Annotated in this window: 11 protein-coding genes; 10 read left to right on the top strand and 1 reads right to left on the bottom strand. The window is 70.8% G+C overall.

Annotation, left to right across the window (positions count from 1 at the left end; genetic code table 11):
- The first annotated feature begins 48 nt into the window (after window positions 1–48).
- The 9 genes from ACIQ7D_RS23040 (at window position 49) to ACIQ7D_RS23000 (ending at window position 10,743) form a co-directional block, all read left to right on the top strand.
- Complete coding sequence (locus tag ACIQ7D_RS23040; protein ID WP_403940365.1) at window positions 49–474, top strand: DUF3499 domain-containing protein; 426 nt, start codon at window positions 49–51, stop codon at window positions 472–474.
- Between the two features lie 238 nt (window positions 475–712).
- The gene (locus ACIQ7D_RS23035) at window positions 713–2,329 is read left to right on the top strand and encodes an L-lactate permease (RefSeq protein WP_403940363.1); all 1,617 of its coding nucleotides are present in this window, start codon (window positions 713–715) and stop codon (window positions 2,327–2,329) included.
- A 144-nt stretch (window positions 2,330–2,473) separates the two neighbouring features.
- Window positions 2,474–3,928: a phosphomannomutase/phosphoglucomutase gene (locus ACIQ7D_RS23030; RefSeq protein ID WP_403940361.1), complete on the top strand. Its 1,455-nt coding sequence runs from the start codon at window positions 2,474–2,476 to the stop codon at window positions 3,926–3,928.
- A 231-nt stretch (window positions 3,929–4,159) separates the two neighbouring features.
- The gene (locus ACIQ7D_RS23025) at window positions 4,160–4,342 is read left to right on the top strand and encodes a Trm112 family protein (RefSeq protein ID WP_385005294.1); all 183 of its coding nucleotides are present in this window, start codon (window positions 4,160–4,162) and stop codon (window positions 4,340–4,342) included.
- Between the two features lie 139 nt (window positions 4,343–4,481).
- Window positions 4,482–5,630, top strand: a complete 1,149-nt coding sequence (locus ACIQ7D_RS23020; RefSeq protein WP_403940358.1) for an SIS domain-containing protein — start codon at window positions 4,482–4,484, stop codon at window positions 5,628–5,630.
- 210 nt (window positions 5,631–5,840) lie between these two features.
- The gene (manA, locus tag ACIQ7D_RS23015) at window positions 5,841–7,010 is read left to right on the top strand and encodes a mannose-6-phosphate isomerase, class I (protein ID WP_403940356.1); all 1,170 of its coding nucleotides are present in this window, start codon (window positions 5,841–5,843) and stop codon (window positions 7,008–7,010) included.
- 86 nt (window positions 7,011–7,096) lie between these two features.
- Entirely contained in the window at window positions 7,097–8,071 is a 975-nt protein-coding gene (locus tag ACIQ7D_RS23010) for a cation diffusion facilitator family transporter (RefSeq protein WP_403940354.1), read from the top strand.
- A gap of 425 nt (window positions 8,072–8,496) precedes the next feature.
- Window positions 8,497–9,954 carry an adenosylhomocysteinase gene (gene ahcY / locus ACIQ7D_RS23005; RefSeq protein WP_403940352.1) on the top strand — a complete coding sequence of 486 codons (1,458 nt, stop codon included), beginning with the start codon at window positions 8,497–8,499 and terminating at the stop codon, window positions 9,952–9,954.
- 174 nt (window positions 9,955–10,128) lie between these two features.
- Window positions 10,129–10,743, top strand: a complete 615-nt coding sequence (locus tag ACIQ7D_RS23000; RefSeq protein ID WP_403940350.1) for a hypothetical protein — start codon at window positions 10,129–10,131, stop codon at window positions 10,741–10,743.
- 31 nt (window positions 10,744–10,774) lie between these two features.
- On the opposite strand, the gene ACIQ7D_RS22995 is transcribed toward ACIQ7D_RS23000, so the two are convergent.
- Window positions 10,775–11,680 (bottom strand): RDD family protein, encoded by a 906-nt coding sequence (locus ACIQ7D_RS22995; protein ID WP_403940348.1) that lies wholly within the window; start codon window positions 11,678–11,680, stop codon window positions 10,775–10,777.
- Between the two features lie 136 nt (window positions 11,681–11,816).
- On the opposite strand from ACIQ7D_RS22995, the gene ACIQ7D_RS22990 reads away from it, so the two are divergent.
- A complete protein-coding gene (locus tag ACIQ7D_RS22990) occupies window positions 11,817–12,824 on the top strand; it encodes a stage II sporulation protein M (protein WP_403940346.1) in 1,008 nt (335 codons plus the stop codon).
- Window positions 12,825–13,480: the final 656 nt, after the last annotated feature.

Genomic DNA, 13,480 nt, shown 5'->3' with positions numbered 1-13,480 from the left:
CGGCCAACTTGTACGGGATATCACGCCGCGACACGGTGGAGTGACCTGGTGGCGAGTCGTCGCAGCCCGCTCAAGAGTGCGGTACCGTCCAACATCGTGAGCCCTGTACGTCGCTGTTCGCGCACCGCGTGCGGCCGCCCTGCTGTCGCGACACTGACGTACGTCTATGCCGACTCGACCGCGGTCCTCGGCCCGCTCGCCACCTACGCCGAGCCTCACTGCTACGACCTGTGTGCGGAGCACAGTGAGCGGCTGACCGCGCCGCGTGGCTGGGAGGTCGTCCGGCTGACGGACGGCTCGGCCCCCGCGCAGCCGAGCGGCGACGATCTCGAAGCGCTGGCCAACGCCGTACGGGAGGCGGCCCGGCCGCCGGAGCGGTCGCCCGAGGGTGGCGGAAAGGGCGCACGCGGGGCGGATCCGATGGAGGTCGGGCGCCGGGGCCATCTCCGGGTGCTGCGCTCCCCGGAGTCCTGAGGCGTACGCACCGCTGGTTCTGCCGGGGCGCTGGGTGCGCGCACCGCTGGTTTTGCCCGGATTACGGGGTATGCGCACCGCCGTCCCCGCGTGGTTGCCGGGGTTTCGGATTCCGCTGACGCGGGGGGTTTCCGCTACGGATCCTGCACGGGCCATTGACCTTCACTTGGCGCGGACACGACCATTCCTCCACTCGTGAGAGATCACTTTCCGTATCGCGGAATTCCGGAGGACTGTCGTGTTCGTACAGCAACTGGAACCTGTCGCCGATTCGCTCGCACTCTCCGCCCTCGTCGCCGCTCTCCCCCTCGCCACCGTGCTGATCCTGCTCGGTGGCGTGCGTATGCGGGCCCATCTCGCCGGACTCATCGGTCTCGCCGTCGCCGTACTCGTCGCCTGTGCCGCCTTCGCGATGCCCCTCGGCCAGACGGTGTCGGCCGGCGCGCAGGGCGTGCTCTTCGGGCTCTTCCCCATCATGTGGATCGTCGTCAACGCCCTCTGGGTCTACCGGATGACGGTCAGGACCCAGCACTTCGACATCCTGCGGCGCTCGTTCGGACGCCTCTCCGACGACCCGCGTATCCAGGCGCTCGTCATCGCGTTCTGCTTCGGCGCGCTCCTCGAAGCGCTCGCGGGGTTCGGCGCGCCGGTCGCGATCTGTTCGGTGATGCTGGTGGCGCTCGGGTTCGACCCGGTCAAGGCCGCCGTCGTCTCGCTCGTCGCCAACACCGCGCCCGTGGCCTTCGGTGCGATGGGCACACCGGTCGTGACGCTCGCCCAGGTCACCGGATTGCCGCTGGACACGGTCGCCTCCGTCGTCGGCCGGCAGACCCCGCTCCTCGCCCTCGTCGTACCGCTGGTGCTCATCGGACTCGTCGACGGCCGACGAGGGCTGCGCGAGACATGGGCGCCCGCGCTGGCGTGCGGAGTCGCCTTCGCCGTCGCGCAGTTCGCGGCCGCCAATTTTCTCTCCGCCCAACTCGCCGACATCGCGGCCGCGCTGGCGGGAGCGGCGGCGCTGGTCGCGTTGCCCTCGGCCCGCCGGCCGGCGGCCGAGCCGGTACGCGCCGCCGTACTCACCGGGGTACCGAGCGAGGACCTGGGCCAGGACGACCCGCGCCCCGAAGTGGTGCGCGCCTACGCTCCGTACGCCCTGATCGTCGTGATCTTCTCCGTCGCGCAGATCCCGCCCGTCAAGGAACTGCTGGCCAAGGCGACACAGGTCTTCGACTGGCCGTTCCTCGATGTCGCGAACCCCGGCGGCGAGCGGGTCGGGGCCAATGTGTTCACGCTGCCCCTCGTCGGCACCGGCGGCACCCTCGTGCTCCTCGCCGGGCTGATCACCGCCGTGGTGCTGGGTGTACGGGCGGCGGACGCGGCCCGCGAGTGGGCGGCGACCGTGCACGAACTGCGGTACGCGATCCTCACCGTCACCTCGGTACTGGCCCTCGCGTACGTCATGAACCTGTCCGGGCAGGCGGCGACCATCGGCCACTTCGTCGCGGCGGCGGGCGCCGGGCTCGCGTTCCTCTCGCCGATCCTCGGCTGGTTCGGTGTCGCGGTCTCCGGCTCGGACACCTCGGCCAACGCCCTGTTCGGCGCGCTCCAGGTGACGGCGGCGCACCAGTCGGGCCTCGCGCCGGAGCTGCTGGCCGCCGCGAACAGCTCCGGGGGCGTGCTCGGCAAGATGATCTCCCCGCAGAATCTGACGATCGCGTGCGCGGCGGTGGGGTTGGCGGGCAAGGAGGGGGACGTGCTGCGCAAGGTGCTGCCGTGGAGTCTGGGACTGCTCCTGGTGATGTGCCTGATCGTGGTGGGGCAGAGTACGGCCGTACTGGGGTGGATGCTGCCTTAACGGTGTCACCCGGCCGGGTAGTTTGAACCGACTTACCGCGCTGAACGGAGCGCGCTGATCCGACCGCAGTGACAGGAACCTCTGGAGGGCGTGACCGTGGCCGATGTTTCACCTGTGCCGCATGCGACGAACGGGAAGAGTGCGTTGAACGCGTCGAACGCGTCGAACGCGTCGAGTGTGGCGCAGATCGTGAAGGCGTACGACGTACGAGGCGTCTACCCGGACCAGCTCGACGACCGGCTCGCCGAACTGTTCGGCGCCGCCTTCGCCGAGGTCACCGCCGCCCGGGCCATCGTCGTCGGTCACGACATGCGGCCCTCCTCGCCGGCTCTCGCGGCGGCCTTCGCCCGGGGCGCCCGCGCGCGCGGAGCGGACGCCACCCTCATCGGGCTGTGCTCCACGGACCAGCTCTACTTCGCGTCCGGGAACATGAACATCCCCGGTGCGATGTTCACCGCGTCGCACAACCCGGCCCGGTACAACGGCATCAAGATGTGCCGCGCGGGTGCGGCGCCGGTGGGCCGGGACACGGGGCTCGCGGAGATCCGCGCCCTCGTGGAGAGTTGGCTGCCGGCCGGGGCGCCGGAAGCCCCCGGGAGCGCCGCCATGGGGGCCGCCGCCATGGGGGCCGCCGCCTCTGGGACCGCCGCCACGGGGGAGGCGCCGGAGACGGCGGGAACCCTCACGCAGCGTGACACGTTGGAGGATTACGCCGCGTATCTCCTCTCCTTGGTCGATCTCTCCGCGATCCGCCCGCTGAAGGTCGTCGTGGACGCGGGCAACGGCATGGGCGGCCACACGGTCCCGACCGTCTTCGCCGGCCTGCCGCTCGATGTCGTGCCCCTGTACTTCGAGTTGGACGGTACGTTCCCGAACCACGAGGCGAACCCGCTGGACCCGAAGAACCTCGTCGACCTCCAGGCCCGCGTGCTCGCCGAGGGCGCCGACCTCGGCCTGGCCTTCGACGGCGACGCGGACCGCTGCTTCGTCGTGGACGAGCGCGGCCGGGGTGTCTCCCCGTCCGCGATCACCGCCCTGGTCGCCGCCCGCGAACTGGCCAAGCACCCGGGCGCGACGGTCATCCACAACCTGATCACGTCCTGGTCGGTCCCCGAGGTCGTCAGGGAGAACGGCGGCACCCCGGTCCGTACCCGCGTCGGCCACTCCTTCATCAAGCAGGAGATGGCCACGACGGGCGCGGTCTTCGGCGGCGAGCACTCCGCGCACTACTACTTCCGCGACTTCTGGAATGCGGACACGGGCATGCTCGCCGCGCTCCACGTCCTGGCGGCCCTCGGCGGCCAGGACGGCCCGCTCTCGGAACTGGTCTCCTCGTACGACCGCTACGCGGGCTCGGGCGAGATCAACTCCACGGTGGACGACCAGGAGGCGCGGATGGCGGCGGTCCGCGCGGCGTTCGCGCCGCGCGACGGGGTCACCCTCGACGACCTGGACGGTCTGACGGTGGCCACGGCGGACTGGTGGCTCAACGTCCGCCCCTCCAACACCGAACCGCTGCTGCGCCTGAACGTCGAGGCGCGGGACGAGGGGACGATGGCGAGGCTGCGGGACGAAACCCTGGCCCTCATCAGGGGCTGACCCGCACCTGCCCCTGACCGCGGACCCGTGGACAACCCTTGCGCCCGACGGGTGGCACCACCCCGTGGCGACCCGGGGTGGTGCCACCACGCCCCGCCGTCCCCGCACACGCCCCGCCGTCCCCGCACACGCCCCGCCGTCCCTGCCCGCCCGCCCGGGGACGGCGGGCGCGGGGCCCACCGGCGGTAGGCTGACAAGCGTCTATCCACCTGTTCGAAGGGACACCACCCCATGCCGCTCGAAGCCGGCCTCCTGGAGATCCTGGCCTGCCCGGCCTGTCACGCGCCGCTCAGCGACCGCACCTCGGACGAGACCCCCGAGCTGGTCTGCACCGGCGAGGCGTGCGGCCTGGCGTACCCGGTCAGGGACGACATCCCGGTGCTCCTCGTGGACGAGGCACGCCGCCCCGCGTAAGCGGCCACGCCCGCGCACGTACGCCTCGTACGAGTGCCGCTCACGCGAGCGCCGCTCTCGCCGGTCCTGCCGACACGCCGGCCCTGCTCACACCAGACCAGCCCTGCTCACGTGCCACACCAGCGGAGGCCCACCCCTCATGCTCGACGAGTCGCTGCTCGACGCCCCCGACGCGCTCACCCGCGCCGACCACCGCGGTCTGCTCCGTGACGCCGCCGAGGCCGGGGCCCGGGTCCGTACCGCCCTGCGGCGGACCGCCGAGGCCGGCGTCGGCGAACTGGCGCCCGAGGGCCGCCCCCGCGCCGTACTGATCGCCGGTTCCGGTGCCGCCGCGACCGGCGCCGCCGATCTCGTGGCCGCCCTGGCCGGCGGAGCCGCGCCCGTGACCCGGATCCTGCCCACCGGCGTCGCCCCCGCCGCCGGAGCCCTGCGCTGGGCGCTGCCGGGCTGGGCCGGCCCCGTGGACCTGCTGCTGATCGCCACCACGGACGGCAGCGAACCCGGCCTGGCGCTCCTCGCCGAGCAGGCGTACCGGCGCGGCTGCACGGTCGTCGCCGTCGCGCCGGGACACTCCCCGCTGAGCGAGTCGCTCGGCGGTACGCACGGACTCGTCGTACCGATGGCGACAGCGCCGAACGAGTGGGAGAACTCCGTCGAGGAGGACACCCGGGTGACCGGCCCCGGCGCGCTCTGGGCCCTGCTCGTCCCGCTGCTCGTGCTGCTCGACCGGGTCGGGCTGCTCACCGCGCCGCCGGAGAGCCTTCAGCTCGTCGCCGACCGGCTGGACCGTACCGCCGAACGCTGCGGACCGGCCGTCGTCACATACAGCAACCCCGCCAAGACCCTCGCCGCCGAACTGGCCGACAGCCTCCCGCTGATCTGGACGGAGGGGACGGCTGCGGCCCCCGCCGGGCGCCGCTTCGCCGCCGTACTGGCCGAGCTGACCGGCCGCCCCGCGCTCGCCGCCGAGCTGCCCGAGGCGCTCCAGGCCCACGGGACGCTGCTCGCCGGTGACCTCGCCGGCGGCGCCGACCCCGACGACTTCTTCCGCGACCGGGTCGAGGAGAGCCAGGCGCTGCGCGCCCGGGTCGTCCTGCTCAGGGACCGCCCGGTCGGCGGCCTGACCGCCGCCCCCGCCGCGCGGGAACTCGCCCTCGGCCACGAGACGCCCATCAGCGAACTGGAGCCGGAGGAGGGCACCGAGATCGAGGCCCTGGCCGAGCTGATCGCCGTCACCGACTTCGCCACGGTCTACCTGGCACTCGCCGCGGGCACCACCCCCGCCTGACCTCACGCCCAGCGCGCGCGGCGCCCCCTGGCACACGGCACGCGCCCCGCGCACCCGTACGCCCCTCGGCGCCGCGACACCACCCAGCGCATCGCCACCCCACCACCACACCACCACCGTGTCGCCACCCCACCACCACACCACCGCGTCGCCACCCGGACACCACCCCACCGCCACCGCGCCGCCACCTCGCACCAGAAGGCTCACCCCATGGACCGCCTCTCCAACACCGTGCGCCCCTACGCCTGGGGCTCGACCACCGCCATCCCGGAACTGCTCGGCACCCCTCCCACGGGCGAGCCGCAGGCCGAGATGTGGCTCGGCGCCCACCCCGGCGCCCCCTCGCGGCTCGACCGCGGCCACGGCGCCGGCGAGCAGGCCCTCTCGGACATCATCGACGCCGGCCCCGAGGCCGAGCTCGGTACGGCCACCACGCGGAAGTTCGGCCCCCGGCTGCCCTTCCTGCTCAAACTGCTCGCCGCCGGATCGCCGCTCTCCCTCCAGGTCCACCCCGACCTCGACCAGGCGCGGCAGGGGTTCGCGGACGAGGAGCGCCGCGGCGTCCCCGTCGACGCCCCGCACCGCAACTACAAGGACGCCAACCACAAGCCCGAACTGATCTGCGCGCTCACCCCCTTCGAAGGGCTCTGCGGCTTCCGCGCGCCCGAGGAGGCCGCCGGCCTGCTCGCGCGGCTCGACGTCGACGCGCTCAAGCCGTACGTCGACCTGCTGCACGCCCACCCCGAAGAGGCCGCGCTGCGCGAGGTCCTGACCGCCGTGCTGGGCGCCGACCCGGACGAGATGGCCGCCACGGTCACCGAGGCCGCTGCCGCCGCCGACCGGCTCGGCGGCGCGTACGCCCCGTACGCGTCGATCGCCCGCCACTACCCGGGCGACCCCGGCGTCATCGCCGCCATGCTGCTGAACCACGTACAACTCCAGCCGGGCGAGGCGCTCTTCCTCGGCGCCGGGGTACCGCACGCGTACCTCGACGGCCTCGGCGTCGAGATCATGGCCAACTCGGACAACGTCCTGCGCTGCGGCCTCACCCCCAAGCACGTGGACGTCCCCGAACTCCTCCGTATCGTGCGCTTCGAGGCGACCGAGCCGAACATCCTGCGCCCCGAGGCGTCCGCGTCCGGCGAGGAGCTGTACGAGACCCCCATCGACGAGTTCCGGCTCTCCCGCTTCACCCTCGCGCCGGGCGCCGCGCCCCGCGACCTCACTACGGACACCCCGCAGATCCTGCTCTGCACGGCGGGCGCCCCCCGCGCGGGCGGCCTCGCGCTGGCGCCCGGCGGCGCGGTCTTCGTCCCGGCGGGTGAAAAGGCCGAACTGTCCGGTACCGGCACGGTGTTCCGCGCCACAGTCGTGGCCTGATCCACCCGCCGCCCCCGCGGCTGCAACAATGTCCCGCCGTACGGCGGCGCCAGGGCCGCAGACCAAGGAAGGGACACCACGCACCCATGAGCGCGTCCGGCGGAACCAAGGCGATCGTGGCGGCGCTCGGCGCCAACCTCGCGATCGCAGTAGCCAAGTTCGTGGCATTCGCCTTCAGCGGGTCCTCGTCGATGCTCGCCGAGGGCGTGCACTCCCTCGCCGACTCCGGCAACCAGGGGCTGCTCCTCCTCGGCGGCAAGAAGGCGAAGCGCGAGGCGACACCCGAGCACCCCTTCGGCTACGGGCGCGAGCGCTACATCTACGCCTTCCTCGTCTCCATCGTGCTGTTCTCGGTCGGCGGCATGTTCGCGATCTACGAGGGCTACGAGAAGATCAAGCACCCGCACGAGATCGAGGCGTGGTACTGGCCGGTCGGGGTACTGGTCTTCGCGATCATCGCCGAGTCCATCTCCTTCCGTACGGCCATCCAGGAGTCCAACGCCACGCGTGGCTCGCTCTCCTGGAAGGACTTCATCCGCCGGGCCAAGGCTCCCGAACTGCCCGTCGTCCTGCTGGAGGACTTCGGCGCTCTGATCGGTCTGGTCCTCGCCCTCGGCGGCGTCGGTATCGCCCTGGCGACCGGCGACGGCATCTGGGACGGCATCGGCACACTCTGCATCGGTGTCCTCCTCATCGTGATCGCCCTGGTCCTCGCGGCCGAGACGAAGTCGCTGCTGCTCGGCGAGGCCGCGGGCACGGACGACATCGAGAAGATCAAGGACGCCATCGTCGACGGCGATGTCGTGACAGGCATCATCCACATGCGTACGCTCCACCTCGGCCCCGAGGAACTGCTGGTCGCGGCGAAGATCGCGGTGGAGCACGACGACACGGCGGCCGAGGTCGCCGCCGCGATCAACGCGGCCGAGTCCCGTATCCGCGAGGCCGTCCCGATCGCCCGGGTCATCTACCTGGAGCCGGACATCTACAGCGCCTCGGCAGCGGCCGCGGGCACCAACCCGGCCAAGGACGCCCCCACGCCCCCGGACACGACGAAGTAGGCAAGTAGACGAAGCAGACGGCATAGACAGGGTGGACGGAGCAGGAGGGAGAGCGGCGAGGGAGAGCGCGACCGGCTGCCTCATCCGGCACAGCCCCGCCTCCCCTCCTGCCTCCTCCTGCTGTACGTCCCTCCCTGAACCCACCCCTCCACCGTGTCTCTCCCGCGCCTCCCACGTGTCCCTCCGCATACAGGTACCGCTCCCTTCCCGGTTCGGCTGTAGGTCACTGGGCCGACCGGTGTAGATTCGTGACCAGAGCCAGACGTCGCTGCTGATGGCGGTCGGGCGGTCCGCCCTGTGGACCGGCCGAGGGAGAGAGGGCCTCCGACGGACTGCCCCGCGTAGCCCGGGCATTCGTATGCCCGCCGCCGCAGAGTCAGCCGTACGTACCCACCCTCGACCCGATTTACGAGGAGCAGCTCGTTATGACGACTGTCGCCAACCGACAGGACTTCAAGGTCGCCGACCTCTCGCTCGCCGAGTTCGGCCGCAAGGAGATCACGCTCGCCGAGCACGAGATGCCCGGCCTGATGTCGATCCGCAAGGAGTACGCGGCGACGCAGCCCCTGGCCGGCGCCCGTATCACCGGCTCGCTGCACATGACCGTGCAGACCGCGGTCCTCATCGAGACCCTGACCGCGCTCGGCGCCGACGTCCGCTGGGCATCCTGCAACATCTTCTCCACCCAGGACCACGCCGCCGCCGCCATCGCGGTCGGCGCCGAGGGCACCCCGGAGGACCCCAAGGGCGTCCCCGTCTTCGCCTGGAAGGGCGAGACGCTGGAGGAGTACTGGTGGTGCACGGAGCAGGCCCTCACGTGGCCCAACACGCCCACCGGCGGCCCGAACATGATCCTGGACGACGGCGGTGACGCCACCCTCCTGGTCCACAAGGGCGTCGAGTTCGAGAAGGCCGGCGAGGCACCGGACCCGTCGACGGCGGACAGCGAGGAGTACGGCCACATCCTCACCCTGCTGAACCGCACCCTCTCCGAGAACCCGCAGAAGTGGACCCGGCTGGCGTCCGAGATCCGCGGCGTCACCGAGGAGACCACGACCGGTGTCCACCGCCTGTACGAGATGCAGCGCGACGGCCTCCTCCTCTTCCCGGCGATCAACGTCAACGACGCGGTCACCAAGTCCAAGTTCGACAACAAGTACGGCTGCCGCCACTCGCTGATCGACGGCATCAACCGCGCCACCGACGTCCTCATCGGCGGCAAGGTCGCGGTCGTCTTCGGCTACGGCGACGTCGGCAAGGGCTGCGCCGAGTCCTTGCGCGGCCAGGGCGCCCGCGTGATCATCACCGAGATCGACCCGATCTGCGCGCTCCAGGCCGCGATGGACGGCTACCAGGTCTCGACGCTGGACGACGTCGTCGCCATCGCCGACATCTTTGTCACCACGACCGGCAACAAGGACATCATCATGGCCTCGGACATGGCCAAGATGAAGCACCAGGCGATCGTCGGCAACATCGGCCACTTCGACAACGAGATCGACATGGCCGGCCTCGCGAAGATCGACGGCATCGTCAAGGACGAGGTGAAGCCCCAGGTCCACACCTGGACCTTCCCCGACGGCAAGACGCTCATCGTCCTGTCCGAGGGCCGACTGCTCAACCTGGGCAACGCGACCGGCCACCCCTCCTTCGTGATGTCGAACTCGTTCGCGGACCAGACCCTGGCCCAGATCGAGCTCTTCACCAAGCCGGAGGAGTACCCGACCGACGTCTACGTGCTCCCCAAGGCCCTGGACGAGAAGGTCGCCCGTCTCCACCTCGACGCGCTCGGTGTGAAGCTGACGACCCTCCGCCCGGAGCAGGCCGCGTACATCGGCGTCGAGGTAGAGGGCCCGTACAAGCCGGACCACTACCGCTACTGATCCACACCCCGGCTCCCGGCACCGCACACCTCACAGAACAGGCCCCCGCACCCCCGTGTCGGGGGCTTGTTCCGTGCGTGATGTGTACGGCCGGAGCGCCGGACATACGGTGTGCTGTCAGCTCCCCTGCGGTGTGCTGTCAGCCGCCGAGTACATGAAGGACCTGAAAGCCTCATGCCCCGCGGCCGTTATTCGCTCCATGACCCGCACGATCACACCCCTCTCGGTGACGAACACTTCCACTGCGCGCCCGGCCCCTCCGGCTGGCGCTACGTCTCCCAGATCACCACTCCCTCCGGCGACCACTCGGGCTCCGTCGATCTGGCCCTCGACGAACTCGGCCGCCCCATCCGGCTTCAACTCCACGCGGCGAGCTGGCAGATCCGCGGCGCCGCCCTCGAAGGCGTCACCTGGGTCCGTACCGACCCCACCGGCACCCACGCCACGGAAGGCAACGTCAAGGCCCACGCCTTCACCGGCACATCCCCCGCCTTTCTCGTCGCGACGACCCGCCTCCTGCGCCTCACCCCCGACTCGCCCACGACGCGCGTCCGCCTCGTGGCCTTCACGGACCCGGTCCTCGCCCCCCGCACGCTCGACCAGTCCTGGGCCCTGGTGAACAGTGAAGCGCACACCACTGACAACGGGCCCCTGATCGTGGACGAGTACCAGGTCAGCGCCCTGGACACCGGTGAACAGCACACCGTTCACATTGCCGGCGACGTCGTGCTCTCGGCCCCCGGCATCGAGCTGGAAGACCTCGAAACCCCACCGTCACCACCGACCTGACGCCGAGGCCGACACCCGCCCCGCCCCGTACCTATGCGGGCGGGGCGAACCCGGTGGCGGGCGGGACGGAAGACGAGTCGCCGGAGGCGGAGGGGGAGTCTCCGGAAGGGTCGGCAGGAGGGGGAGGGGAGACCACGGGAGAACCGGCTCCGGCTTCGGGTACGACAGGGGCCGGAGCGGCGCCGACGCGGGGGCCGAAGGCGCGCCGTGCGTCCCTGGCCTGCCGCTCGTTGACGACGGCCGCCAGATATGCGCCGGCGGGCACCTCCCGGGGCGCCGGGGTGCCCGTACGAGTCGCCAGATCACCCGCGAGACGTTCGGCCATCGACCGGCTCACGCCCGCGTCGAGCTGCCCCATCCGCGTCAGGTACTGACGTATCGCGAGCCACAGATCGTCCGGTACGGCAGACAGGTCCAGCTCGGCGAAGCGCCCCACGAGCCACGGCGGGGGCGGCGGCACCGCCGCCCGGTGCGGCGTCGGCACCCTCTCCCGTACGACGAGGGTCCCCGCGAACACATCCCCGATCCGCCGCCCCCGCGCCGACACCAGCGACGCGACACAGGCGACCACCCCGACCGAGAAAAGGATCTCCACCACGCCCATCGCCCCGCGCACCAGCGCGTGGCGGAACCGTATGGGCCCGCCGTCGTCCCGTACGACCCGCAGCCCGCAGGCCATCTTGCCGAGCGAACGCCCATGGCTGAGCGTCTCCACGGCGATCGGACCGCCGACCAGCACCAGAAGGAACGAGGCGACGGCCAGGGCGGCGACGGCCGCCTCGTCCAGCGAACCCGTCGACAGCATGATGCCGACCGACACCAGCAGATACGCCGCCCCGGCCACCGCGAGATCGATCGCCGTCGCCAGCGCCCGACTCGGCAGCCGCGCCGGGCGCAGCCCCAGGACGACCGCGTCGCCCGTCACAAGCTCATCCACCGGTGCCCACCCTTCGCCGACCTTCCCCGCCCTGGAGAGGGCCAGTCTGCCAAGCTGGCCCACAACGCGCCGCAGTCAGCCGTGCCGACGCCGGCGGTACGGACCGTACGCACAGTGCCTGGAGCAGTAGCCGACCATGGACCTCGATGTCTTCGTGACCAGCCACCGCGCCGAGTGGGACCGCCTGGACCACCTTCTGGGCCGCGGCCGACGCCTCACCGGCGCGGAGGCCGATGAACTCGTCGCCCTGTACCAGCGCACCGCCACGCATCTCTCGCTGATCCAGTCCAGCGCGCCCGATCCCGTACTCACCACCCGCCTCACCCAGCTCGTGGCCCGGGCCCGCGCGACAGTCACCGGCACGCGACGCGCCGGCTGGCGGGATGTCGCGCGATTCCTGATGGCGGGATTCCCGGCCGCCGTCTACCGCGCGCGGCGCTGGTGGATACCGACCGCGCTCCTCTGCACTCTCCTCGCGGCCGCCATCGGCTGGTGGACAGGCGTCCACCCCGAAGTGCAGGCGGCGATCGGGGCGCCCGAGGACCTGCGCAGGATGACCCGTCCGGGCGGCGAGTACGAGACGTACTACTCCAGCCACCCGGCGGCGTCGTTCGCGGCGCAGGTCTGGACGAACAACGCGCAGGCCGCCGCCATGTGCCTCGTCCTGGGGGCCTTTCTCTGCCTGCCGGTGATCTGGATCCTCTTCGTCAACGTCCTCAACCTGGGCGTCGGCATCGGGCTGATGTCCTCGGCGGGCCGCCTCGACACGTTCCTCGGCCTGATCCTCCCCCACGGCCTGCTCGAACTGACGGCGGTCTTCGTCGCGGCCGGCACGGGGCTGCGTCTCGGATGGACCCTGATCGACCCGGGCCCTTACAGCCGCCGGACAGCCATGGCCCAACAGGGCCGCGCCGCACTCGGCATGGCACTCGGCCTGGCGCTGGTCCTCTTCGTATCGGGCGTGATCGAAGGTTTCGTCACCCCGTCCGGCCTGCCCACCTGGGCGCGGATCACCATCGGAGTCGTCGCCGAACTGGCCTTCCTCGCCTACGTCTACATCCTCGGCGGCAGGGCGGTACGGGAGGGCGAGACGGGCGACCTGGACGCCACGGAGCGCAGCGCGCGGCTTCCCGTCGCCGCCTGATGTGCGTGGGGCGTACTCGACCTGTTAGTCTCCTCTTCGCCCCACAAAAACCGTTGACACGGTCGGAGTGGGGAGGTAGATTTGAACGGTTGCCTCGGAGTTGGACAAGCTTCGAGTCGGCCACATAACATCTACACGGCGCCCGGTGGGACTGGATTCCCACGGAGCCCTTCTCGATTCGACCAGCAGATTGTTTTGGCCGGTGAAATTCTGTCGGCTCGCTTCTGTTAAAGTCGGGTCCGTCGAAAGACAAAAGGCCAATCCAAAGGCCACCGGAATTCTTGAGGCAGAACATGCCGAATGAATCTGGTAGAGTCGGAATCGCTGGAAAGGGAAAGCGCGAAAGCGAAGAACTGGAAAGCGAACCCCGCTCCGACGGGGAATCGGACACGAAAGAGTCTGATAGAGTCGGAAACGTAGGAACGAAGTACAGAACAAAATGAAAGACCGAAGGGAAGCGCCCGGAGGAAAGCCCGCAGGGGTGAGTACGAAGGAAGCGTCCGTTCCTTGAGAACTCAACAGCGTGCCAAAAGTCAACGCCAGATATGTTGATACCCCGACCTACCGGCTCTGTCCGGTGGGTTGAGGTTCCTTTGTAGTAAACACAGCGAGGACGCTGTGAACCACTGGTCTTATTCCGATCGGTTGGTTCCGCT

The organism is Streptomyces sp. NPDC096310 (assembly GCF_044763125.1).
Classification (GTDB): domain Bacteria; phylum Actinomycetota; class Actinomycetes; order Streptomycetales; family Streptomycetaceae; genus Streptomyces.
Note: the sequence above shows the minus strand (reverse complement) of the source record. Positions and strands in the feature narration are given on the sequence as shown.